Raw genomic sequence first — 23,167 nt, forward strand, 5'->3', positions numbered from 1 at the left:
CCCGGTCCGCAAGCGAACCGGGTGCAGTGGTTTTCAGGTAAAAGCTGATCAATCAGTTGCGCACGTCGGCTTCGGTGACAGGCGCGATCTTGATTTCGACCCGCCGATTGGCAGCCTTGCCTTCTTCCGTCGCATTCGATGCGATCGGCTGCGTTTCGCCAAAGCCGCGCGTGCCGATCCGCGCCGACTGCACGCCGCGGCTCACCAGATAATTGGCCACCGCCTGCGCACGGCGCTCCGACAAGGTCTGATTATAGGCGTCCGACCCGTCGCTGTCGGTATGCCCGTACACGTCGATATAGGTTTTGGGATATTGGGCGAGCACGCTGGCGACATCGTTGAGCGTCGGCTGGAACTGCGGCTGCACGTCGGCCCGGTCATAGGCAAAGGTGATGCCAGAGGGCATACGCAGCAGCAGATTATCGCCATCGCGAATGACGTCGACCCCGGTGCCGGCGGTATCTTCGCGCAGCTTGCGTTCCTGCGCGTCCATATAGGCGCCGATGCCCGCACCCGCGACGGCGCCGATGCCTGCACCCAGAATCTTTTCCGTGCGGTCATTGCGGCCGCCGACCAGATCGCCCAGCAGATAGCCGCCCAGCGCGCCGCCAATGCCGCCGATCGCGGCCTTCGAAATGGAGCGTTGACCCGTATTCGGATCGGTCGTGCAGGCGGTGGTGGCCAGCATGGCGGCCAGACCCGCCGTGCCCAGGATGCGATGAGAAATCCTCATAATATCTATTCCCTTGTCTTTATCCGCCCGCAAAAGGAGCGCATGGCCCCCCAAATGGCCAAGCCGGCATCTTTGTTCCACAGCCGAACTGAACTGCTGATGATGGCGATGTTGTGAAATTGAAAGAATAGGCGTTATAGGGGGCAACTGACCACCATGGCCACGATCCCCTCCCCAACTCCGACGCCCTTTCCCTGGGTCGACATCGTCATCATCCTGGCGCTGGTGGCGCTCAATGGCATCTTCGCCATGTCGGAACTGGCGATCGTGTCGGCGCGGCGGCCGCGCCTGCAAGCCATGGAAAAGGCGGGACGCAGGGGGGCGAAAGTGGCGCTCGACCTGGCGGCCGATCCGGGGCGTTTCCTGTCGACGGTACAGATCGGCATTACCTTGATCGGCATCGTCGCGGGCGCCTATTCTGGCGCCAGCCTGGGCGGCCCCGTCGGCGAACGGTTGCAGGGCCTGGGTCTTGCCCCGAACCTGGCGCAAAATGTCGGATTTGCGCTGGTGATCGGCCTGACCACCTATGCCTCGCTGATCGTGGGCGAACTGGTGCCCAAGCAATTCGCCCTGCGCGCGCCGGAACCGATCGCGCTGCTGGTGGCGACGCCGATGCTGTGGCTGGCGAAGTTGACCGCGCCGCTGGTATGGATTTTGGATGGTTCGAGTGCGCTGATCTTCAAGCTGTTGCGGCTGGACCGCGAATCGGAAAATCACGTCACCGCCGAGGAACTGCATCTGATCGTTGCGGAGGCCAGCCGGTCGGGCGTGATCGAGGAAAGCGAGCGCGCGATTATTTCAGGCGTGGTGCGCCTGGCCGACCGGCCCGTGCGCGAGGTGATGACGCAGCGCATGGATGTCGACTGGATCGACCTGTCAGCCGATGAGGAAACGATCCGCGCGCGATTGCTCGCGACATCGCACACCCGCCTGCCGGTCGGGCGCGGGTCGGTTGAGGATATCGTCGGCGTCGTCCAGGCGCGCGACATCATGACCGCCCTGTTTCGCGGCGAGCCCCTGTCACTCGACCTGCTGATGCGGCGCGCGGAAATCGTGCCCGATCAGGTGGACGCCATGGATGCGCTGGAAGTGCTGCGCCGGTCGGACGTGCCGATGGTGATGGTGCATGACGAATATGGCCATTTCGAAGGCATTGTGACGCCGGCCGACCTCATGTCCGCCATTGCCGGGCATTTCGCATCCGACCGCGACGCCTTTGACGAACCGGATCTGGTTGAGCGGGAGGATGGCAGCCTGTTGGTATCCGGCCAGATGGCGATCGACCAATTGGCCGACCGGATCGACATCAGCCTGTCAGAAGACCGCGACTATGCGACAGTCGCTGGCCATGCGCTTTGGCTGATGCGGCGCTTGCCCGAGGTGGGCGATTTCGTGGATGATCAGGGATGGCGTTTCGAGATTGTCGACATGGACGGGCGCAAGATCGATAAATTGCTGGTGGCGGCACTTCCGTAGGCATCGATCGCCCGCAAACAGGAAGGTGGGCGCGTGACTGCCATCGACATCGCCGCGACAATGGTTGCCCAGGCGCTGGCGCAAGCGGGCGACAGGCTGGCGATTGTCGGAATCGCCGGTGCGCAAGGCAGCGGAAAGTCGACGCTCGCTATCGCCATCAAGAACCGCATGGACGCGGAGCACGTCCCCACGGCGCTACTGTCCATCGACGATCTCTATCTTACCAAGGCGGAGCGAGTCGCGCTGGCGCGCGATGTGCATCCCTTGCTGCGCACCCGGGGCGTGCCGGGCACGCATGACATCAGCCTTGGCCTGGAGTTGATCGCCGCCCTCGAGCAAGGCGAAGCGGTGGCCCTCCCTCGCTTCGACAAAGGGACTGACGACCGCCTGCCGAGCGCGCGGTGGGATCGCGCGCCGGCGGGCACGCGCCTTTTGCTACTGGAAGGCTGGTGCGTGGGCGCAAGGCCACAACGTGCCGATGCCCTCAATACCCCGATCAATGCGCTGGAGCGGGAGGAGGATGCCGGCGCCCGCTGGCGCCGCTATGTCAACGCGGCGCTGGCAGGTCCGTATCAGAGGCTTTTCGACAGAATCGACTGCCTCATCTTTCTGGCTGCGCCGGATTTTTCGGTGGTCGGGCAATGGCGCGGCGAACAGGAGCAGACATTACGCGCGGTCGGGCAGGGCATGGATGACGCAACTCTGACCCGGTTCATTCAGCATTATGAACGGATCACCCGCCACATGCTGGATGACATGCCGCATCGAGCCGACATGCTGATTCAACTCGATACGCAGCGGCGCGTGATGGCGGCCCGGCAAAAGAGCATTACCAGCCCAGTTCCGCCGCGTGATCGGGGTCGGCCAGCGCGGTAAGACGGCGCGCGGCGCGACGCGCAAAGCGCAGCGTTTCGGCCTTGCGCCTGGCCGCCGCCAGCGGCTCGACCGGCGCGGGGCGCACCAGTTCGGCGTCATATTGGTCCGCGACGATCAGGCCGGTCCGGGTCGGCCAGAGCGATTCGCCCTCAAACGGGCTGAGGTCGAATCCCGCCGGCACGGCCCAGTAGAAGCGATCGCAATAGTCGAAATAATCGGGCCATTTCATGTCGCCGAGCAGATCGGCGCGGCTGCATTTGATTTCGACGATGGTCAGTCGCCCGGCGCTATCAATCGCCATGATGTCGGCGCGGCGGCCATTGGGTAGCGGCACTTCCAATATTCCGCTCATGTCGTGCCGGAAAAAGAGTCTCAGCGTGCCGCGCGCAACCGCCAGGGCCGTGCCGTCAGTGAGCGGGGAGCAGGCGTCTTGTGCGATGCTATCCATGGCCGATCTTTAGAACATAAAGGAAACAAAAGAAAAGCCGATTCGGACGATCCGAACCGGCTCAGTCTTTTGCCTTGGCCGCAAATCCCGCAGGATCAGCGGTAGAAGATGTGATTGTCGATCGAGGCCAGCTTGGTCTTGCCCCAACCGGGCGACACGCGACGGGCGTGGAAGAACAGGGCGCCTTCGGCCCGGCTATCCCAGCTGTCGTTCATGGCGATCTGCGCGATGGCGACCGCCTGACGCCAGCTGCGACTTTCCGTGCGGATGGGCGGCATCGATCCGCGGCGCACGAAGCTGAACTGGCTGGGCTGATAGATGACACCGCACAGGCTGTCGGCGAAGCGGCCGGACTTCGCACGGTTGATGATCACTCGCGCGACGGCCAGCTGGCCTTCCAGGCTTTCGCCCTTGGATTCGAAATAGACCGCTCCGGCCAAGCACTGCATGTCGCCGTCCAGCTCCTCGGGCGCGCCTTGGGCGTCGACCAGAGCAGCGAGGCTGGTTGCCGAAAAATCGGAGTCGGAGGTGGAGGAGGAACCGGCCGCATGGTCGGATTCCAGTGGCTGCGCGGTTTCGCGCGGGGCGGCAAAGACGACCGCAGGCTGCGTCGCAGCGGGTTCGGTCTTTGGCAAGGACGTCACCGAGGCGATGGATTCGCCGGCGATCGACATTTCAGAAGCGGACACGGCGGCAGCCGCGGACAAGGCAAAGGCTGCGACGATCGCAGCTCTCAAACGAAAACTCATTTCAGCTCAAAAACAAGCGGTTCTTGGCCGGGGCGTCGTCTATTGTAACCCTATTGTCGCGACGACCGGCCGCCTCCCGTCTGCGTGTTTACCAGACCCGCCCCCCATGGACGAAACGGCAACCTGCGCATTGGCGTCGCGCGCCTCTGCCCGGACCATGACGGTCTGTCAACGATCAGCAGATTGTTTCAGCGGCGAACCGTTCCGCTTCCGCGACATCGAGTTCGACTACCCACAGGTCCGGATCCGACCTGCGGCGGCGTTCGATATAGGTGGCGAGCGCGTCTGGATCGTCGCCAGGCGCAGGTCCACAGCGCATCAACGCATAACCGCCATCAAGGTTCGGCACCCGCTCAAAAAGACCGATATCCTGTCCCCGATCCAGCGCCTGGACAAGGATGACGCCGCTTATCTCATCGCCTTTGACCAGGATGGTGGCAAAACCCCCAGCCTCGGCGACGCGTCGCCGCAGGGCCCCCACCAGCATCGCGCTGGTCAGCCGGGTATCAGGCGACATAGCCGGGAAGCGAGGACAGGGGGAATTGCGAGCGCATGAAAGTGCCGGTTCCCCGGCCGACCTCTTCTCCGTCCGAATCGATCAGGCTGGCTTCGGCGACATAGACACGCCGCTTGCCGCTGATCCAGCGTCCTTCCGCGCGTATCCGTCCCGGCCCGATCGGGCGGGTGAACAGCAGGTTGAAGGCGGTCGTCAGCAGGAAGCGATCGCTGACCAGGCTGTTCGCCGCGTAGAAGGCGGCATCGTCCAGCATCTTGAAATAAACGGTGCCATGAACGGCGCCGGCCGCATGGAATTGGCTTTCATCGACATCGAAGTCGATGCGGGACCGGCCTGCTTCTGTGATGACGAGATCGGATCGGAACAGGCGGTTGATCGGCGCGGAACGATAAAGCTGCTCCAGCGCGCGGAAATGCGCGGCTTCCCCGCTCGGGCCGTCAGGCTGCGTCACGCGTCCCGCTGCCTGCAAGGAGCGCGTAAAGCGCTTCGGCCGAACTGGCGCCCCGCAGGCGCGCCACATTATGATCGTCACGCAGGTAACGCGACACGCGCGCCAGAGTCTTCAGATGCTCGGCGCCGCTGTCCACCGGAGAAAGCAGAGCGAAGATGATATCGACCGGGGCATCGTCCACGGCATCGAACGGCATGGCGGGGTCGGCCAGAATGACCAGCGCACACATGCGGGCCAGTCCGGGGATTTTGGCATGGGGAATGGCAACGCCGCCGCCAAAGCCCGTCGACCCAAGCCGCTCGCGGTCGAACAATGCCTCTGCGACGATCGCAGCATCGAGGCCATAGGCGTCCGCCGCCAGCGCCGCGATTTTCTGAAACAGCTGTTTCTTGCCATTGATCGTAAGCCGCGCGGCCAGCGCGTCGGGCGAGACGATATCGTTGAACTGTACCATGACCATTCCGAACCAGCCGAGCCGCGCTCAGCCAAGGGGAAGATCATGCGCGTATGCTCGGGGACTGTGAAGCCCGGCCCCATAAGCCGCCCGACCCCGAAGGTCAACAGCGCGGGGCCGGGCGCAAGGGGTCAGGCGCGCGGCTCGACCCAGCCGATCGTCCCGTCCTGACGACGATAGACCATGTTATAGGTCGATGTGCCCGCGTTCATGAACAACAGGGCATTGGTGTTGCGCAGGTCGAGCATCATCACCGCGTCGGACACGCTTGCCTCTGGAATGTCGACGCGCGTTTCCGCGACGATCAGAGGCGCGTCATCGGGTTCCTCCTCGTCGCGGCCGCCGGCAAAGATGGTGTAGCCCGCGCCATCGACATCATCCAGGCTGAAGCCATTGGCGCGCTGCGCTTCGGCGGCGGCGGCCTGCTGGCTGCGGTCCTTCAAGCGGCGCATATAGCGGCGCAGCTGCTTTTCAATCCGTTCGGCCGCCTGGTCGAAGGCCGGATGTGCTTCCTGCGCTTCGCCCGCACCTTTAAGGATAAGACCGGTCATGACATGGCAGACGATGTCGCAATGGAAAGCGCCATGCGGCGCGCCCCGGAAGGTGACCTGGGCGGAAATCGTGCGGGAAAAATATTTCTCGGCCATCGCCTCGAGCCGATCCCAGACATGCTGCTTGAGCGCATCGCCCGTTTCGACCTGATGCCCGGAAACACGAATATCCATATGCCTTCTCCTTGTTCTTGCCGAACCGCCGGGAGGGCGGCCGGGTTGGCGTGAAGGCACAGGTCCCTGCTGGGCCTATGCCTCCTCCAGCCAGAGCGGCCTGTCCAGCGTCGCGACGAACGCGGCGTGCCTCTCCAGCTCCTGCGCGCTCGCCATGAAGACGCGCGCAGGACGAACAGGGCGAACCACGGGACTTTCCGTCAGTTCCACCCTGACGATCTCTTTTGCTTCCTCCTGTGCCAGACCCAGGCCGATCTGCCGGCCGCCGGTCAGTTCGATGTAAAGCTGCGCCAGCAATTCGGCGTCCAGCAACGCGCCATGCTTGATCCGATGGCTGCGATCGATGCCGTAGCGCGTGCAAAGCGCGTCGAGGCTGTGCTTGGCGCCCGGATGCAGTTGCCGGGCGATCGCGACCGTGTCGATCATGCGATGCATGCCGACTTCCGGATGGCCGCATAATGTCAGTTCATGATTGAGGAATCCGAAATCGAAGCGTGCATTGTGCGCGACAAGCGGACTGTCCTCCAGAAAGTCGAGCAGTTCGAGCGCGCCAGCCGCAAAGACCGGGTGCTTGGCCAGGAAATCGGCGGACAGGCCATGCACGGCAAAGGCCGCCGCCGGCATATCGCGTTCGGGGTGATAATAAGCGTGGAACGTGCGCCCAGTCGGCACCCGGTTGACCAGCTCGATACAGCCAATCTCCACCATCCGGTCGCCGGATGCGGGGTCGAACCCCGTCGTTTCGGTATCGAAAATAATCTCGCGCATCGCCCTCGCAATCGACTCTGTGGGCCGACCCTTATCTGCCTGTCTTGCGGCCAAGGCAAGCGACCAGACCGCGGACCTGTGCGGCCGTTCTGGCCAAGGTTGTGCCCGTATGAATGATATAATCGGCCTTTGACCGCTTTACAGTATCCGGCGTCTGCAAATTCAGGATCTGCCGGAATTTCCCTGTTGTCATGCCCGGTCGGGCTAGCACCCGCCGCCGCTGTTTCCAGGCCGGCGCAGTAACGACGATCACGCCGTCCAGTCGCCTGTCGCCACGGGTTTCGAACAGGAGCGGAATGTCGAGAATGACGAAGGCACAGGCGCGGTGGCGTTGCAGGAACCGCTTGCGCCGCGCATGGACCGCGGGATGGACGATCGCCTCCAGCGCCTTGCGCGCCTCGGGATTGCCGAAGACGGCAGCGCCCAGCCTCGCGCGGTCCACGCCCTTGCGGCCAGTGGTTCCGGGAAAGCGCGCTTCGATGGCGGGAAGCAGCGGACCGCCGGGACCCTGCAGGTGATGCACCTCGGCATCGGCGTCGAATACCGGCACGCCCGCCCGCCGAAACATGGCCGCGACGGTCGATTTTCCCATGCCGATCGAGCCGGTGAGGCCATATACCTTCATGACTGTGCGGCGAGCAGCCGTTCGCGCAATTCCCCGTCCAGATCGCGGGGCGGCTGCGCGTCGAAGAAGATGTCGAAGGCTAGAGCCGCCTGCCCGATCAGCATTTCAAGCCCATCGAGCGTCCGCAAATCCCGCGCACGCGCAGCTCTGAGCAAGCCGGTTTCCAGGGGTGCATAGACGATGTCATAGACGGTCGACTTGGCCGGCAATGGCGTCAGGTCGAGGTCGAGCGCGGGTTGCCCGACCATGCCGAGCGAGGTCGAATTGACCAGCAGGTCGGCGGCCGGCAGCGCATCGGCCATGCCAAGCACTCTGCCCTTCACGCGTGCGCGATCGAGCAGCGCCTGCCCCTTGGTCGCGTCGCGCGCCATGATGCTGATGTCGGGAACGCCCAGGCTGGCGAGCGCGAACAGGATCGCCCGCGCCCCGCCGCCCGATCCGACGATGACTGCGCTGCTGCCCTTCCACCCTTCGCGCAGCAAGGGCTGAAGGAAGCCGCCGGCGTCGGTATTGGTGCCGATCAGCGGCCCGCCGGTTTCCGATGCGATGGTATTGACCGCCCCGATCCTGTCGCGCACCCCGCCCGGATCATCGACATAGTCGAGCACCGCGATCTTGTGCGGAATGGTGACGTTGCAGCCCAGCCAGTCCGGGTCGGCCCGGCGCTCGAGAAAATAGCTGCCAAGGCCCTCGGCAGGGACATGCGTCTTGCGATATTCCGCCTCGATATTGAGCGCCTCAAGCCAGAAATTATGGATGAGCGGCGACTGGCTATGTGCGATCGGATCGCCGATCACCTCGGCATAGGGGAGCTTGTCTGTCATGCCTTCAGAACGCCGCGGACGCGCAGAAAGTCAAGCAGGGGAAGCAGCGGCAGGCCCTGAATGGCGAACTGGCTGCCCTCCACCCGACTGAACAGCTGCGCGCCCGGCCCTTCGATCCGGTAGCAGCCCACGCACCAGCGGCATTTGTCCCAGTCGCTGTCCAGATAGGCAGTGATGAACGCGTCCGACAACGGCCGCATGGTCATGCGCGCACGCTCGACATGGCGCCAGATCGGCTCACCGTTAAGGATGATGACGGCGGCGCTGTGGAGGTGATGCGTCCGGCCCGAAAGCTGGCGCAGGATGCGCTCCGCATCCGCCCGGTCGATCGCCTTGTCGATCATCTCGCCCCGTTCCGCGCCGTCGCCAATGCTGAGCGTCTGGTCACAGCCCAGCACCAGCGCGCCGGGCACGCGGCGCGATACCTTAAGCGCCTTGAGTTCCGCCAAGGCATCGGCGAGCGCGCGGGCGTCCAGCCCGTCGGCGCGCAGCGCTTCCTTGGCGGCATCTTCGTCCACGCCCGGGGATAGCGCCTCAAAGGGCACCTGCGCCGCGCTCAGCAACGCCCGGCGGCTCGCGCTTTGCGAGGCAAGGACGATCATGCGCCATCTCCTTCGGCCAAGACGCGGTCATTGAAAAGGTTGATAATCGCCGCGGCCGCTTCCTCGATCGACCGCCGCGTCATGTCGATGACGGGCCAGCCATGGTCGGCGAACATGCGGCGGGCAAAGGCGAGTTCATCCTGCACCTTGTCGATATCGACATAAGCGGTTTCAGGCGCCTGGTTGAGCGAGAGCAACCGGTTGCGGCGTATCTGCACCAGCCGTTCGGGACTGACCGTAAGGCCCACGACCATCGGATGACGCAACGTGTATAGGCTGCGCGGCGGCGGCGATTCCGGAACCAGCGGGATATTCGCGGTTTTGTAGCCGCGATTGGCGAGATAGATGGATGTCGGCGTCTTGGACGCGCGCGATACCCCCGCCAGCACGATATCGGCCTCCTCCCAATTTTCATGGCCCACGCCGTCATCATGGGCGATGGTAAACTGGATCGCCTCGATCCGCGCGAAATAGGCTTCGTCCAATATATGCTTGCGGCCCGGCCGGGTGCGGGTTTCCTGCCCCAATATGTTGGAGAGGGCGTCCGCCACGCTGTCGAGCGCCGCCACATGCGGCAGACCAAGAGCGCGGCACCGGGTTTCCAGCCGCCGCCGCAGCATATGGTTCGTCAGCGTGAACAGCACCAGGCCGGGATTGGCGGCGATATCCTCCATGATCCGATCAAGATGGACCTCCGATCGCACCATGGGCCAGAAATGGCGGATCGCCTCGACATTTTCGAACAGGCCGATCGCCGCCTTGGCGATGTTTTCCAGCGTTTCCCCGGTAGAGTCCGAAAGAAGATGGAGGTGGATGCGCGCCATGTGCCCATCTGTGTGGAAGGGCTGTGGATAAAGCAAGGGAGGAATCAGTGGATGATCGGCCGGTCATTCCCGCTCCCCACTGACCGGATTCTTATCCACAACCCTCCCACAGGCGCTCAATTTCATCCACAGCCTGTGGATAGCGGGGATAGGGAAGCTGACTCGGATGCGATTGCGTCGATCGTCAGAGTCAATCTGTTGGCAATTGTGGGCACAGCGCAGTAACCCCGCTGCCAACGCGCCAACATCTGCATCATCCTTTTTGAATCTTAATTAAGTGAGAGTCTGATGAGCCTGAACGCCCCGGCCCAAATTGCCGACAAGCCATTATTGGGCGTGCTGCGGGGTGAGCGGCCGGCCGTGCCGCCCGTCTGGCTGATGCGTCAGGCGGGACGCTATCTGCCCGAATATCGCGCCCTGCGCGCCGACAAGGGCGGGTTTCTGGAGCTGGTCTATGATAGCGCCGCCGCGGCGGAAGTGACGCTGCAACCTTTGCGCCGGTTCGGCTTTGACGGGGCGATCCTGTTTTCCGATATTCTGATCATACCCTATGCCATGGGGCAAAATCTGTGGTTCGAAGCTGGCGAAGGCCCGCGCCTCGCGCCCATCCTGGCGGAAACCGACCTGTCCGCGCTGACGCCCGACTGGTCGCGCTTCGATGCGATCTATGAAACGGTGCGCCGGGTAAAGGCCGCATTGGACCCTGATGTCACCTTCCTGGGCTTTGCCGGAAGTCCCTGGACGATCGCGACCTATATGGTGGCGGGACAGGGCAGCAAGGATCATGGCGCGGCGCGGCGCATGGCCTATTGCGAGCCCGATCGCTTCGCCGCGTTGATTGACGCGATCATCGACGCGACCGTCACGTATCTCAGCGGTCAGATCGAGGCCGGTGTGGAGGCCGTGCAGCTGTTCGACAGCTGGGCCGGGAGCCTGTCGCCGATCCAGTTCGAACGCTGGGTGATAGATCCCAACCGCCGCATCGTCGCGGCGCTGAAAGAGCGCCATCCCGACATCCCGATCATTGGCTTTCCCAAGGGTGCGGGCGCGAAGCTGGCCGATTATGCGGCGCAGACCGGCGTCGATGCCGTCGGCGTCGATGAAACCATCGATCCGCGCTGGGCGCATGACGCCTTGCCGGCAGGCATGCCGGTGCAGGGCAATCTCGATCCCCTGGCGCTGATTGCCGGCGGGCGCGCGGTGGAGGAAGCGGTGGACGCGATCCGCGCCGCCTTTGCGGACCGCCCGCATATCTTCAACCTTGGCCATGGCATTTTGCCCGACACGCCCATTGCGCATGTCGAGGCGCTTCTTAGCTATGTGCGACAGCAAGGAGATTGCAGCTGATGGCCTATCTTGGCGCCGCCTATCTGTGGGTGAAGGCCGCCCATCTGATCTTCGTCATCTTCCTGATGGCGGGCTTGTTCATGATGCCGCGTTTCTTCGTCTATCATCAGGAAACCGTGCCGGGATCGCCCGAGGACCAGCGCTGGATCGAACGCGAGAGCCGCTTGCTCAAGATCATCCTCAACCCCTCGCTGGTGCTGGTCTGGGTGCTGGGGTTGATGCTGATGGTGGAAATCGGCGCGTGGCAGTTCGGCTGGTTCCACCTCAAGCTGCTCTTCGTGCTGGGCTTGACCGGCTATCATGGCTGGATCGCGAGCTACACGAAGAAGCTGGCCAAGGGGCAGCGGCCGTTTGGCGACCGGCAATTGCGATTGCTGAACGAAATTCCGGGAATCGCCGCCGCCGTCATCGTGATCGCGGTGATCGTGAAGCCCTTCTGACAAAGGGCTACACGATCAGGCCGGATCGACCGCGATATTGTCGATGAGACGCGTCGTGCCGATCTTCGCTGCGCCCAGCAACCGCGCCGGGCGATCGAGCGTATGCATTGGCTCCAGCGTCGCCGCGTCGCACAGGATCACATAGTCGATCGGGCCAAACCCATGGGCTGACAGCATCGCGATTGCCTGCGCCAGGGCGCCATCAACCGGATCGCCCCGTTCGATCTGCCGCTTGGCCTCGCCCAACGCACGGGGGAGCGCCAGCGCCTTTTTCCGGTCTTCGTCGGTCAGATAGGCATTGCGCGACGACAAAGCGAGGCCGTCCTCGGCGCGCTGCGTCGGAAGGCCGATTATCTCAATTGGCAAGTCCAAATCGGCGACGAAGCGACGGATGACGGCAAGCTGCTGATAATCCTTCTCGCCAAAGATAGCGACATCGGGCCGGACCTGGTTGAACAATTTGGTGACGACCGTGGCGACACCGTCAAAATGACCAGGGCGTGCCGCGCCATCCAGCCCTTCGCTGATGCCCGACACGCTGATGTTGGTGGCAAAGCCGGCGGGATACATGACGTCCACGCTGGGCATCCAGAGAATGTCGACGCCGGCGGCCTGCAGCATCTGCGCGTCCTTGGCTTCGCGCCGGGGATAGGCGTCCAGATCCTCATTGGGGCCGAATTGCCGGGGATTGACGAAGATCGACACGACGACATGGCGACCATGACGGCGCGCTTCCTCCACCAGGGCCATATGCCCGTCATGCAGGGCGCCCATGGTCGGCACCAGGGCGATCGGCCGGCCATCGCTGCGCAGGGCATCGACAGCGGCGCGGAGGGCGGGCAGGTCACGCAGCGTTTGCACGGGAGGATGGGCTCCGATAAGGGCGAGGAAAGAGTGCGCGTCCTGCTAGGCTGGTGCCGGCGTGAGCGTCAATAATCATTGCGACAGTCAACGGGGTTATCAGGGGCAATGGGCAATCCTCAGCCGCATCTCATCATCTTCGCCAATGAAAAGGGCGGCACGGGCAAATCGACGACGGCCGTTCATACCGCCATCGCGCTGAGTGCCCTGGGGCACAAGGTCGGCCTCATAGACCTCGACCCGCGCCAGCGGACCGTCACCCGCTATATGGAAAATCGCGTCGAAACCGCGCGTCGCCGCGGCATCGAGCTGCCGGTGCCCGATTTTTCGGTCTTTACCGGCGACAGCACCGACGCGCTGGACGATCAAGTAGTGGAACTGGCGCAGGGCAAGGATTTCCTGGTCGTCGATACGCCCGGGCGCGACGATGTGTTCGCGCGGCATCTGGCTCCCCACGCCAACACGCTGGTGACGCCGATGAACGACAGTTTCGTCGATTTCGACCTCATCGGCCAGGTCGATCCTGAAACCTTCAAGGTGCGGCGCCTGTCCTTCTATTCGGAACTGATCTTCGACGCGCGCAAGACGCGGGCCAAGGTGGATGGCGTCACGATCGACTGGGTGGTGCTGCGCAACCGCGTCCAGCATCATGATGCGCGCAACAAGAAGCGCGTGGGCGACGCACTGATGGAATTGTCGCGCCGGGTTGGCTTTCGCGTCATTCCCGGCCTCTCGGAGCGCGTAATCTTTCGCGAGCTTTTCCCATCGGGCCTCACCCTGCTGGACAAGGGGCATCTGGGCGAACTGGGCGTCAGCCACATTGCGGCGCGACAGGAATTGCGGGAGATGGTGGCGGGATTTGCCCTGCCGACGCAGGGTGGGACCGCGTCGGTGGACCTGCTTGGCGCGGCCTGATGGGCATTTTAACGCTGCTGATCGCGGCGCTCGCCATCTGGCTGATCTGGACCGGCAAGCTGCAGCGCATGACGGCGAAGGACGGCATGGCGCTGGGCGCGGCGCTGGTGGGCGCCGTGCTGGCGGCGAAGGGCAAGCCGGTGATCGGCGCGCCGTTGCTGATCAGCGCGGCGCTGTTCTTCGCGCAGCAGGGGCAGGCGCGCGTGCGCCGGCGCAAGCGGGTCGTTCCTCCCGTTGCGCCCGCCGATTCAGCTGACATCGTGCGGGCACGGGCTTTGCTGGGATTGGGTCGCGATGCCGATCCGGACGCGATACGCGCGGCGCATCGTCGCCTGATCGCATCGGTTCATCCGGACAAGGGCGGGACCGAGGCGCTGGCGGCACAGATCAACGCAGCGCGCGATCTGCTGCTGCGGGACCAGGCCGAACGGTGAGCCATCGCTTCGACCCCACGCTGCTGCGCGATTATGACCTGCGCGGCACCGTGGGTCGAACATTGCATGAGGCCGATGCCTGGGCACTGGGGCGCGGTTTCGGGACAATCGTCGCGCGCGGCGGTGGGCGGCGGGTCGCTGTGGCTTATGACGGGCGGCTGAGTTCCCCGATGCTGGAAGCGGCCCTGGTCGACGGGCTGGTGGCGACCGGCGTCGATGTGGTGCGGATCGGCCTGGGGCCGACGCCGATGCTATATCATGCCGAAATGACGGGCGATGTGGATGGCGGCATTCAGATAACCGGCAGCCATAATCCCGCCGATCAGAATGGCTTCAAGCTGGTGAAGGGCCATGCGCCCTTTTTCGGGGCCGAGATTCAGGCGATGGGCGCGCTCTGCGCCGCCGGTGACTGGGAAGATGGTAGAGGCCGCGTCGAAAACTGCGCGATGCTGGACGACTATGTCACCCGCATGATGCAGGGCTTTGACGGTCCGGCCTGCCGTGTCGGTTGGGACGCGGGCAATGGCGCGGCCGGACCGGCGGTCGAGCGCCTGACGCAATTGCTGCCGGGTGAGCATCATCTGCTCTTCACCGACATAGACGGCCATTTTCCCATCATCATCCCGATCCCAGCCAGGACGCCAATCTGGCCGACCTGCGCGCCCTGGTCCTGGACAAGCGGCTCGATTTCGGTGTGGCTTTTGATGGAGATGGCGACCGGATCGGTGTGATTGACGGGCGGGGTCGCGCCATCCCGGGCGATCAGCTGCTTGGGCTTTTTGCCCAGCAAGTGGTCAAAGCCCGGCCTGGCGCGCCGATCGTGGCCGACGTCAAGACCAGCCAGACCGTGTTCGACCGGATTGCCGCGCTGGGTGGCCAACCCGTCATGTGGAAAAGCGGCCACAGCCATATCAAGTCCAAAATGAAGCAGATTGCCAGCCCGCTGGGCGGGGAAACGACGGGTCACATCTTCTTTGCTGATGATTATCCTGGCTATGACGATGGATTATATGCCGCCGTCCGGCTGATCCGCGCCGTTGGAGAATGGCGGCAAAGCGTGACCGCCCTGGTCGATGGCCTGCCAGCCAGCATCATCACGCCGGAAATCCGCATATCCGTGCCGGAAGCGCGAAAATTTGCGGTGGTGGACGAGGTGCGTGGGCGCCTGGAGGCCATGGGCGCCGACCTCAATCTGGTCGATGGAGTGCGCGTGCGCGCGCCGCGGGGATGGTAGTTGCTCCGTGCGTCCCATACGGAGGCGGCGCTGGTGATGCGAGCCGAGGCCGACACCGAATCGGCGTTGGCAGAATTGATCGAGACGCTTGATTCGCAGCTGCAAGCATCGGGTATCCGTAGAGGATGACGGCAAAAATCAGCGGAAGGCGACGGGGAGCCGGCCCAAGATCTGGACATCGTTTCGCAACTTCCTTTACGGAAAGCTGTCTTCCGGGCTTCAGTTGCAGAAAATGCAATCGCCGTTACTCCATTCGCATTTGCGATAATCCTTGTTGCGCCGCACAAAGATCGGGCCTTTCAGGCATCCTCTCCTAAAACTTCAAGGCCGCCTTTCCGGGCGGCTTTTTTTTCGTCCCGGCCACGCCCCGATGGCGTCCGGCAGCCGTAGCGTCACCATGTCGTATGCACGCAACAAGGCCAGCAAAAGTGCGGCGAACAGCGGCGGATATACTGGAAATTCACATCATCTTTGATAAGTCGCCTGCGTTACCGGCTGGTTCGCACGGTGGAGGCCGCGTCTGACCCGGACCGAAGAAGAGTCGCCAACAATAGAGGATGCACCCCATGTCTTTAACCCGCCACCTATCCTGGTCCCTTGTCGCGACCGCCGCCTTGGCTGCGCCCGTTCCCGCGCTGGCCGGCGGTTTCTATTTGCAGGAACAGTCGCCGATCGAAATTGGCCGCGCGTTGTCGGGCGGCGCTGCGGCAGGGGATGATCCGTCCACCATTTATTTCAATCCGGCGGCGATGACGCAGCTTCAGGGCGTGCAGCTGTCCGCCGGCGCCTCTGCCCTGATGGCGTCGGCGCACCAGACCAATCGTGGGAGCTATCGTTCGGTTCCCGGATCGACCGTGCGCGTCCCCGTGACGGGCGGCGATGGCGGCAATCCGTTCGAAAGCGTCATTCCGGTACCCAGCTTTTACGCCAGCGCGCAGGTGACGGACAAGTTGTGGCTGGGCCTGGGCGTCAACGCGCCCTTCGGGCTGAAGCTGGAATATGATGATGATTTCTTCGGGCGGTACGACTCGCTCTACACCGACCTCAAAACCTACAATATCCAGCCATCGGCCGCCTATAAGCTGACCGACAACCTGTCGATCGGCGGCGGCGTCGACGTGCAATATGTGAAGGCGACGCTGACCAACGCGCTGCCGCAGGTGTCGCCGCTCATTCCGACCGATGGTTTCACCAGCCTCAAGGGCGATGACTGGTCGGTCGGATGGAATGCCGGTCTGTTCTACACCTCGGGCGACACCAATTTCGGCGTCCATTATCGTTCCGGCATCAGCCACAAGCTGCAAGGAACCCAGATCATCTCCGGCCTGGCAGCGCCGCTGACAGCCGCCAATGGCGAATTCGCCGCGACCGCGCCGCTCGACCTGCCCGATATCGTCACCGTCAGCATGATGCACCGCCTGACGCCGCAGCTGCGCGCGATGATCACCGGCAAATGGTATAATTGGTCGAAGTTCAAGGGCATCGCGGTCACGTCCGCGACCGGCACGACCAACAAGGAACTGGATTACAAGGACAGCTATTCGGTCAGCGTCGGCGGCGAATATGATGTCAGTCCCGCGCTGACGCTGCGCGCCGGCACGATGTTCGACCGCACGCCAACCAATCCGCAATATCTGACCACCCGCGTGCCCGATGGCGACCGCGTCTGGCTGACCGGCGGCGCGACCTGGAACATGTCGGAAATGATGGCGCTGAACCTCAGCTACGCGCACACCTTCGTCGAGAAGGCGAACATCATTCGCCCCGACAGCTATTTCCCGGCGCCGGCCACCGTAACCGCCACCACGCTGGCGCAGACCAGCGGCAATGCGGATCAGGTCGCGGCGTCGCTGACCGTCCGCTTCTGATCCGGGCGTGCGATTGTGCGCGTCGGCGGTTTCAACCCGGCGCGTGAAGGACTATAGGGGCTTCGTAATCACGGAGCCCCTTTTTCATGTCCGACCATAATCCCGGCCTGCGTCCCTGGCGCGATATCGCCCGCCGCCAATGCCGGCAGATCATGGTCGGCAATGTGCCCGTGGGTGGGGGCGCCCCGGTCAGCGTCCAGACGATGACCAATACGCCCACCCACGACGTCAGAGCAACGATCGACCAGATTCGCCGCTGCGAGGAGGTGGGCGTGGACATCATCCGCGTGTCCTGCCCCGACGAGGCATCAACCGCCGCCTTGAAACAGATCGTGCGCGCCGCGCGCGTGCCGATCGTCGCGGATATCCATTTTCACTACAAGCGCGCGCTGGAAGCCGCCGATGCCGGCGCGGCCTGCCTGCGGATCAATCCCGGCAACATTGGCAGCGAAGCGCGGGTCAAGGAAGTGGTGGACGCGGCCAAGGCGAATGGCTGCTCCATCCGCATCGGCGTCAATGCTGGCAGTCTCGAAAAGGATTTGCTGGAAAAATATGGCGAGCCTTGCCCCGAAGCGCTGGTCGAAAGCGCGCTTGACCATATCAAGCTGCTCCAGGACCAGGATTTCCACGAATATAAGGTCGCGGTGAAGGCCAGCGACGTGTTCCTGGCCGTCGCCGCCTATGCGAGCCTTGCCGAGGCGGTCGATTGTCCGCTGCATCTGGGCATTACCGAAGCAGGCGGCCTGATCGGCGGCACGGTCAAAAGCGCAATCGGCATCGGCAATCTGCTTTGGGCCGGCATCGGCGACACCATCCGCGTGTCCCTGTCCGCCGAGCCGGAAGAGGAAGTGCGGGTCGGCTATGAGATATTGAAGTCGCTCGGCATCCGCACCCGCGGCGTGAAAGTGATTTCCTGTCCTTCCTGCGCGCGGCAGGGCTTTGACGTGATCCGCACCGTGCAGGCGCTGGAGGAACGGCTCCAGCATATCCATACGCCCCTGTCGCTCTCCGTCCTCGGCTGCGTCGTCAACGGCCCGGGTGAAGCGCGCGAAACCGACATTGGCCTGACCGGCGGCGGGGCGGGCAAGCATATGGTCTATTTGTCGGGTGTCACCGACCATACGGTTCAAGACGCCGATATGGTCGACCATATCGTCCGTCTGGTGGAAGCCAAGGCGGCCGAGATCGAAGCGGCCAAGCTGGAGGCCGAATCCACGGACGCCGGCAAGGTCGAAGCGGCCGAATAGGACAAAGCGCAACTATGGACGCCTCACCGCCGCATAATGTCGCGGCTCCCTTTGTCGTCTGTTGCCTGGGCGTCGCGTTGTTCTCTGTGATGGATGCGACGATGAAGGGGCTGGGGCTGGCGATTGGGCTCTACAATGCCCTTTTCTGGCGGGCGCTCGCGGGGACGGTGCTGGGCCTCCTATTGATGCTGGCGACGCGGCAGCGCTGGCCCGGCGCTGCGGTGCTGCGCATCCATCTGCTGCGCGGCGTCGTGGTCGCTTTCATGGCGGCGCTCTTTTTCTGGGCTATTTTGCGCTTGCCGCTCGCCGAAGCGATCGCCCTGTCGTTCATCGCGCCGCTGATCGCGCTCTATCTGGCGGCGTGGCTGCTCAGGGAACGCGTCGGGCGGCGTGCGATTGGCGCGTCGCTCCTGGGTCTGATCGGCGTTGCGGTCATATTGTCCGGTCGGTTGCAGGGGCGCTACGAGCCCGATGCCCTGCTGGGCGCGCTGGCGGTGCTGGCGTCCGCGGTGCTCTTCGCCTGGAACCTCATCATCCAGCGCAAGCAAGCGCAGCTGGCCTCCCCGATCGAGGTCGCCTTCTTTCAGCATCTTGTCATGCTGGGGGTCTTTGCCCTGGCAGCGCCCTTCTGGCTGGCAATGCCGCCGCTGGACGCCGCCCCGCTGGTGCTCCTCGCCGCAACCCTCGCCTTCACCTCGCTCGCGGTGCTGGCCTGGGCCTATGCCCGCGCGGAGGCGCAGCGCCTGATACCGATCGAATATAGCGCCTTCATCTGGGCGGCGATCATCGGCTGGCTGATCTTTGGCGAGCCATTGACGCTGGCGACGCTGGCGGGCGCCTTGCTGATCGTTGCCGGCTGCCTTATCGCGGCGCGCTCGAAACGGGCGGCAATCGCCCATGTGGAGGCAGGGACGGCATGAGCAGCATTCTTGTGCGCGCGGCGCAAGCCGACGACATCGACACGATCCACGGCTTCATCCTGTCGCTCGCCGAGTATGAACGGCTGGCGCATGAGGTGAAGGCGGACCGCGACATGCTTGGCCGCTACCTGTTCGGACCCCGTCCGATGGCGGAAGTGCTGATCGCGGAGGCGGACGGATCGGCGGTGGGCTTTGCCTTGTTCTTCCATAATTTTTCTACTTTTGAAGGGCGACCGGGCCTGTATCTGGAGGATCTGTTTGTGCTGCCGGAGGCGCGCGGGCGGGGTGCGGGCAAGGCGTTGCTGGCGCGCCTCGCGGCGCTCGCGATCGATCGGGACTGCGCGCGGCTGGAATGGTCGGTGCTGGACTGGAATGAACCGTCCATCGCCTTCTATAGGGCGCTGGGTGCACGCGCGATGGACGAATGGACCGTCCAGCGGGTCGATGGGCAGGCACTGGTCCGGTTGGCTGCGCTCCCGTCGTAAGCCAGGCCTCGGCACGACAGGCTGAAGGTCCGCGGGCTTGACGCGGACTCCCCCCTCGGCGCATTGTGCCGAAACGGAACATTTGGGGGACACAGACAGGATATGGCCGTCGGCCGCACCGTCAAACGCACGCCGGAATGGCGTGAAATGCTCAAGCGCAGCCTGATCCGCAGCGGCGCGCTGATTGGCGCGATCGCGCTGGTGCTGGGGACCTTGTTCCTGGCGCTGGCGCTGCTCAGCTATGCGCCGAGCGATCCGTCGATGAACACGGTCGCGGGCGATCATGTGGCCAACATCATGGCCGCGCCCGGCGCTTGGGCGGCCGATTTTCTGCTCTGGCTGCTGGGTGTGCCGGTGGCGCTGATACTGCCACTGATGGCGGTCACGGCCCGTCGGCTCTGGGGCGACCAGGATATGCAGGGGTGGAAGGGCCAGTTCGGCAAATGCCTGTTCGGCATCATCCTGATTGGCATCGCCCTCGCCCTGTTCCAGACCGATCCCCTGGTCGGTCTGCCTGCCGGTTGGGGCGGGGTGATCGGGTTGGTCACGGCCAAGGGGATTAGCAGCCTGCTGGTGCAGGCTCCGGCCGCCGCCCCCTGGATCAAGGGTGGCGTGATCGTATTGGCGCTGATCATCGGGCTGTTCATCTGTTATCGCAGTCTGGCGCTGGAAAAGCCGATCATCGCGCTGCGTCGCCCGACCCTTCCGCGATTGACCCTGCCGCGTCCCAGCCTGGCGCTGTCGGGAAGCCCGGCCGCTGAACCGATGTCGCAGGCGGAGGAGGAAGAGGAGCGCATCATCGCACCGCGCCGCCAGGTATCGAACGAGCCCAAGCCGCCGATCACGATCCAGGCGCCCAAGCCCGCCCCGGTGCAGCGCGCCATGGCCCCCGTCAGTCAGGACGATCTGTTCGGCAACAGTTCGCTGCCCTCGCCCGATCTGCTCAATCCCATTCCTGCCCATCAGGGTGGCAAGATCGACAAGGCCGCGCTGGAGCGCAACGCCCGGCTGCTCGAATCGGTGCTCGACGATTTCCATGTGAAGGGCAACATCACCGAAGTCCGCCCTGGCCCGGTCGTCACCATGTATGAGCTGGAACCCGCGCCGGGTATCAAGGCAAGCCGCGTCATCGCGCTCGCCGACGACATTGCGCGTAACATGTCGGCCCTGTCGGCCCGCGTCGCGACGATTCCGGGGCGCACCGTCATCGGCATCGAACTGCCCAATGCCAATCGGGAGGGCGTGTCCTTTCGCGAACTCATTACCAGCGAGCAATTCGGCCAGGAAGCAACTTTGCCGATCATTCTTGGCAAGAATATTTCGGGGGAGCCGATCATCGCGGACCTCGCCCCCATGCCGCATCTGCTGATCGCGGGCACCACCGGGTCGGGCAAGTCGGTGGGCCTCAATGCGATGATCCTGTCGCTGCTCTATCGCATGACGCCCGACCAGCTGCGCCTCATCATGATCGATCCCAAGATGCTGGAATTGTCGACCTATGACGACATCCCGCATCTGCTGTCGCCGGTCGTGACCGAACCGAGCAAGGCGATCCGCGCGCTCAAATGGGCGGTGGAGCAGATGGAGGACCGCTACCGCATGATGGCGTCCATTTCGGTCCGCAATCTCGCCAACTATAACGAGAAGGTGCGCGCCGCCAAGGCCAAGGGCAAGCCGCTCGGCCGGCGCGTCCAGACCGGCTATGATCCCGAAACCGGCAAGCCCATCTATGAGGAGGAGCAGCTCGATTTCCAGCCGCTGCCGCAGATCGTGGTGGTGGTCGACGAGCTGGCCGACCTCATGATGACGGCGGGCAAGGAAGTCGAATTCCTGATCCAACGCCTCGCGCAAAAGGCGCGCGCGGCAGGCATCCACCTGATACTTGCAACCCAGCGCCCATCGGTCGACGTCATCACCGGCGTAATCAAGGCGAATTTGCCGACCCGCATCAGCTTCTTCGTCACCAGCAAGATCGACAGCCGCACCATCCTGGGCGAGCAGGGTGCCGAACAGCTGCTGGGCAAGGGCGACATGCTCTATATGCATGGCGGCAAGGGCCTGACCCGCGTTCATGGTCCCTTCGTATCGGATGACGAAGTGCGGATGGTTGCCGACCATTGGCGCGCGCAGGGGCAGCCCGACTATATCTCCGCCGTCACCGAGGAACCGGAGGAAGGCAGCTTTGCGCTCGATGGCGTCGATCTTGGCGATGACAGCCCGGACGCGCAGCTGTTCCGCAAGGCGTGCCAGCTGGTGTTCGAAAATCAGAAAGCCTCGACCAGCTGGCTCCAGCGGCAATTGCGCGTCGGGTATAACAGCGCGGCGCGCCTGATCGAGCGAATGGAGGAGGAGGGCCTAGTCGGTCCGCCCAACCATGTCGGCCGGCGCGAAGTGCTGCGCGACGAGAATGGCAATCCCATCTGATGCGATTGCAGGACTTGCAATCGTGATCGAAGCCTTCGCATTTGAGCGGACGCCGGCCTGACGGCATAAGGAACGGGCCTTTCAGGCATCCTCTCCTAAAAACTTTCAGGGCTGGTTTTCGGACCGGCCCTTTTTTTGATTTGGGCGAACGGGACAACGGAGGATTTCGCTTGCGCAAATCCTTGCAGTTTCGGAACGAGCGGGTTCACAGCGGGTTCAAGCCCCGCCTTCTAGGTCAGATCCCATAGGAACGAACCGGAGTTACACGCCATGAAGCGCATCGTTGCGCCCCTTATGCTGGTCCTTGCCGCCACGCCTCTGGTCATGCCGACCGTGCCGGCGGCCGCGCAGCAGGACCAGTCGGACCTGTCGCGGGTCAATGCCTATATCCGCGCGGTGACGACCATGACCGCCGATTTCAGCCAGACCGACCGCAATGGCCAGACGCTGACTGGCAAGCTGACGCTGAAGCAGCCCGGCAAAATCCGCTTTCAGTATCAAAAGGGCGTTCCGTTGCTGATCGTGGGAGACGGCAAGGCGCTGACCGTCATCGACTATGAAGTGCGGCAGGTGCAGCGTTGGCCGATCGGAAATTCGCCGTTGGGTGCGCTGATCGATCCAAGCAAGGATCTGTCGAAATTCGGCAAGGTGATCCCGACCGACGACCCGTCAATCCTGTCCGTGCAGGCGCGCGACCCCAAACGGCCGGAGTTCGGCACCATCACCATGATCTTCAAGCGCGACGCCGCGAGTCCCGCCGGCTTGCAGCTCTATGGCTGGGTGGCGCTTGATTCGCAGAATAATCGCACGGCCGTGCGCCTGACCAATCAGCGTTACGGGGTGCAGGTGGACAATAATGCCTTTCGCTGGACCGACCCGCGTCCGCGCGGCCGCTCCGCAGGCGGCTGACCGGAGCGTCC

Annotated in this window: 25 protein-coding genes and 1 pseudogene; 13 read left to right on the forward strand and 13 right to left on the reverse strand. The window is 63.7% G+C overall.

Annotation, left to right across the window (positions count from 1 at the left end):
* Positions 1 to 52: 52 nt before the first annotated feature.
* The gene (locus SAB01S_RS07415; protein WP_062732436.1) at positions 53 to 733 is read right to left on the reverse strand and encodes a YiaD family glycine zipper/OmpA-like lipoprotein; all 681 of its coding nucleotides are present in this window, start codon (positions 731 to 733) and stop codon (positions 53 to 55) included.
* 156 nt (positions 734 to 889) lie between these two features.
* On the opposite strand from SAB01S_RS07415, the gene SAB01S_RS07420 reads away from it, so the two are divergent.
* Both SAB01S_RS07420 and SAB01S_RS07425 read left to right on the forward strand, forming a co-directional pair.
* Positions 890 to 2,209: a hemolysin family protein gene (locus tag SAB01S_RS07420; protein WP_062732437.1), complete on the forward strand. Its 1,320-nt coding sequence runs from the start codon at positions 890 to 892 to the stop codon at positions 2,207 to 2,209.
* 60 nt (positions 2,210 to 2,269) lie between these two features.
* Positions 2,270 to 3,085 carry a kinase gene (locus tag SAB01S_RS07425; protein ID WP_062732640.1) on the forward strand — a complete coding sequence of 272 codons (816 nt, stop codon included), beginning with the start codon at positions 2,270 to 2,272 and terminating at the stop codon, positions 3,083 to 3,085.
* Here the strand turns inward: SAB01S_RS07425 and SAB01S_RS07430 are convergent.
* From SAB01S_RS07430 to SAB01S_RS07480, 11 genes are all read right to left on the reverse strand, one after another.
* On the reverse strand, positions 3,039 to 3,533 hold the full coding sequence (locus SAB01S_RS07430) for an MmcB family DNA repair protein (RefSeq protein ID WP_062732438.1): 495 nt from the start codon (positions 3,531 to 3,533) through the stop codon (positions 3,039 to 3,041). The two genes, SAB01S_RS07425 and SAB01S_RS07430, sit on opposite strands and share 47 nt — an antisense overlap.
* Positions 3,534 to 3,628: 95 nt before the next feature.
* Positions 3,629 to 4,282 carry a cell wall hydrolase gene (locus SAB01S_RS07435; RefSeq protein ID WP_062732439.1) on the reverse strand — a complete coding sequence of 218 codons (654 nt, stop codon included), beginning with the start codon at positions 4,280 to 4,282 and terminating at the stop codon, positions 3,629 to 3,631.
* 175 nt (positions 4,283 to 4,457) lie between these two features.
* Entirely contained in the window at positions 4,458 to 4,799 is a 342-nt protein-coding gene (locus SAB01S_RS07440) for a DUF1491 family protein (protein WP_174525628.1), read from the reverse strand.
* Entirely contained in the window at positions 4,789 to 5,319 is a 531-nt protein-coding gene (locus SAB01S_RS07445; protein WP_062732440.1) for a PaaI family thioesterase, read from the reverse strand. The genes SAB01S_RS07440 and SAB01S_RS07445 overlap by 11 nt, the downstream gene beginning before the upstream one ends.
* On the reverse strand, positions 5,237 to 5,704 hold the full coding sequence (locus SAB01S_RS07450; protein ID WP_031298385.1) for a PTS sugar transporter subunit IIA: 468 nt from the start codon (positions 5,702 to 5,704) through the stop codon (positions 5,237 to 5,239). Before SAB01S_RS07450 ends, SAB01S_RS07445 begins: the two co-directional genes overlap by 83 nt.
* A 131-nt stretch (positions 5,705 to 5,835) precedes the next feature.
* Positions 5,836 to 6,429: a ribosome hibernation-promoting factor, HPF/YfiA family gene (gene hpf / locus SAB01S_RS07455; protein ID WP_021226721.1), complete on the reverse strand. Its 594-nt coding sequence runs from the start codon at positions 6,427 to 6,429 to the stop codon at positions 5,836 to 5,838.
* A 75-nt stretch (positions 6,430 to 6,504) separates the two neighbouring features.
* Positions 6,505 to 7,197 carry a DNA polymerase III subunit epsilon gene (dnaQ, locus tag SAB01S_RS07460; RefSeq protein ID WP_062732441.1) on the reverse strand — a complete coding sequence of 231 codons (693 nt, stop codon included), beginning with the start codon at positions 7,195 to 7,197 and terminating at the stop codon, positions 6,505 to 6,507.
* A 31-nt stretch (positions 7,198 to 7,228) separates the two neighbouring features.
* Positions 7,229 to 7,822, reverse strand: a complete 594-nt coding sequence (coaE, locus tag SAB01S_RS07465) for a dephospho-CoA kinase (RefSeq protein ID WP_062732442.1) — start codon at positions 7,820 to 7,822, stop codon at positions 7,229 to 7,231.
* Positions 7,819 to 8,646: a shikimate dehydrogenase family protein gene (locus SAB01S_RS07470; protein ID WP_062732443.1), complete on the reverse strand. Its 828-nt coding sequence runs from the start codon at positions 8,644 to 8,646 to the stop codon at positions 7,819 to 7,821. The genes coaE and SAB01S_RS07470 overlap by 4 nt, the downstream gene beginning before the upstream one ends.
* Complete coding sequence (locus SAB01S_RS07475) at positions 8,643 to 9,248, reverse strand: Maf family protein (protein WP_062732444.1); 606 nt, start codon at positions 9,246 to 9,248, stop codon at positions 8,643 to 8,645. Before SAB01S_RS07475 ends, SAB01S_RS07470 begins: the two co-directional genes overlap by 4 nt.
* The gene (locus SAB01S_RS07480) at positions 9,245 to 10,072 is read right to left on the reverse strand and encodes a pyruvate, water dikinase regulatory protein (RefSeq protein ID WP_021226716.1); all 828 of its coding nucleotides are present in this window, start codon (positions 10,070 to 10,072) and stop codon (positions 9,245 to 9,247) included. The genes SAB01S_RS07475 and SAB01S_RS07480 overlap by 4 nt, the downstream gene beginning before the upstream one ends.
* Positions 10,073 to 10,360: 288 nt before the next feature.
* Here SAB01S_RS07480 and hemE point away from each other — a divergent pair, with 288 nt between their 5' ends.
* Both hemE and SAB01S_RS07490 read left to right on the forward strand, forming a co-directional pair.
* Positions 10,361 to 11,419, forward strand: a complete 1,059-nt coding sequence (gene hemE / locus SAB01S_RS07485) for a uroporphyrinogen decarboxylase (RefSeq protein WP_062732445.1) — start codon at positions 10,361 to 10,363, stop codon at positions 11,417 to 11,419.
* Entirely contained in the window at positions 11,419 to 11,859 is a 441-nt protein-coding gene (locus tag SAB01S_RS07490) for a CopD family protein (protein ID WP_062732446.1), read from the forward strand. Before hemE ends, SAB01S_RS07490 begins: the two co-directional genes overlap by 1 nt.
* Positions 11,860 to 11,874: 15 nt before the next feature.
* Here SAB01S_RS07490 and panC read toward each other — a convergent pair whose 3' ends face one another.
* Positions 11,875 to 12,720 (reverse strand): pantoate--beta-alanine ligase, encoded by an 846-nt coding sequence (gene panC, locus SAB01S_RS07495; RefSeq protein WP_062732447.1) that lies wholly within the window; start codon positions 12,718 to 12,720, stop codon positions 11,875 to 11,877.
* A gap of 108 nt (positions 12,721 to 12,828) precedes the next feature.
* Between panC and SAB01S_RS07500 the strand changes: the two genes are divergently transcribed.
* The 9 genes and pseudogenes from SAB01S_RS07500 to SAB01S_RS07540 all read left to right on the forward strand — a co-directional run bounded on the left by SAB01S_RS07500 (position 12,829) and on the right by SAB01S_RS07540 (position 23,156).
* On the forward strand, positions 12,829 to 13,635 hold the full coding sequence (locus SAB01S_RS07500; RefSeq protein WP_062732448.1) for a division plane positioning ATPase MipZ: 807 nt from the start codon (positions 12,829 to 12,831) through the stop codon (positions 13,633 to 13,635).
* Positions 13,635 to 14,069, forward strand: a complete 435-nt coding sequence (locus tag SAB01S_RS07505) for a J domain-containing protein (protein WP_062732449.1) — start codon at positions 13,635 to 13,637, stop codon at positions 14,067 to 14,069. Before SAB01S_RS07500 ends, SAB01S_RS07505 begins: the two co-directional genes overlap by 1 nt.
* Positions 14,066 to 15,432: pseudogene (gene pgmG, locus SAB01S_RS07510) on the forward strand (phosphoglucomutase/phosphomannomutase PgmG). Before SAB01S_RS07505 ends, pgmG begins: the two are co-directional and overlap by 4 nt.
* Positions 15,433 to 15,869: 437 nt before the next feature.
* A complete protein-coding gene (locus tag SAB01S_RS07515) occupies positions 15,870 to 17,171 on the forward strand; it encodes an OmpP1/FadL family transporter (protein WP_062732450.1) in 1,302 nt (433 codons plus the stop codon).
* A gap of 86 nt (positions 17,172 to 17,257) precedes the next feature.
* Positions 17,258 to 18,418 (forward strand): flavodoxin-dependent (E)-4-hydroxy-3-methylbut-2-enyl-diphosphate synthase, encoded by a 1,161-nt coding sequence (gene ispG / locus SAB01S_RS07520; protein ID WP_062732451.1) that lies wholly within the window; start codon positions 17,258 to 17,260, stop codon positions 18,416 to 18,418.
* Positions 18,419 to 18,432: 14 nt separating this feature from the next.
* A complete protein-coding gene (locus SAB01S_RS07525; protein WP_062732452.1) occupies positions 18,433 to 19,338 on the forward strand; it encodes a DMT family transporter in 906 nt (301 codons plus the stop codon).
* The gene (locus SAB01S_RS07530; protein WP_062732453.1) at positions 19,335 to 19,823 is read left to right on the forward strand and encodes a GNAT family N-acetyltransferase; all 489 of its coding nucleotides are present in this window, start codon (positions 19,335 to 19,337) and stop codon (positions 19,821 to 19,823) included. The genes SAB01S_RS07525 and SAB01S_RS07530 overlap by 4 nt, the downstream gene beginning before the upstream one ends.
* A 102-nt stretch (positions 19,824 to 19,925) precedes the next feature.
* Complete coding sequence (locus tag SAB01S_RS07535; RefSeq protein ID WP_062732454.1) at positions 19,926 to 22,247, forward strand: DNA translocase FtsK; 2,322 nt, start codon at positions 19,926 to 19,928, stop codon at positions 22,245 to 22,247.
* A gap of 270 nt (positions 22,248 to 22,517) precedes the next feature.
* Entirely contained in the window at positions 22,518 to 23,156 is a 639-nt protein-coding gene (locus SAB01S_RS07540; protein WP_062732455.1) for a LolA family protein, read from the forward strand.
* Positions 23,157 to 23,167 lie beyond the last annotated feature (11 nt).

It is taken from the genome of Sphingobium abikonense NBRC 16140 (genome assembly GCF_001598335.1).
Lineage (GTDB): Bacteria > Pseudomonadota > Alphaproteobacteria > Sphingomonadales > Sphingomonadaceae > Sphingobium > Sphingobium abikonense.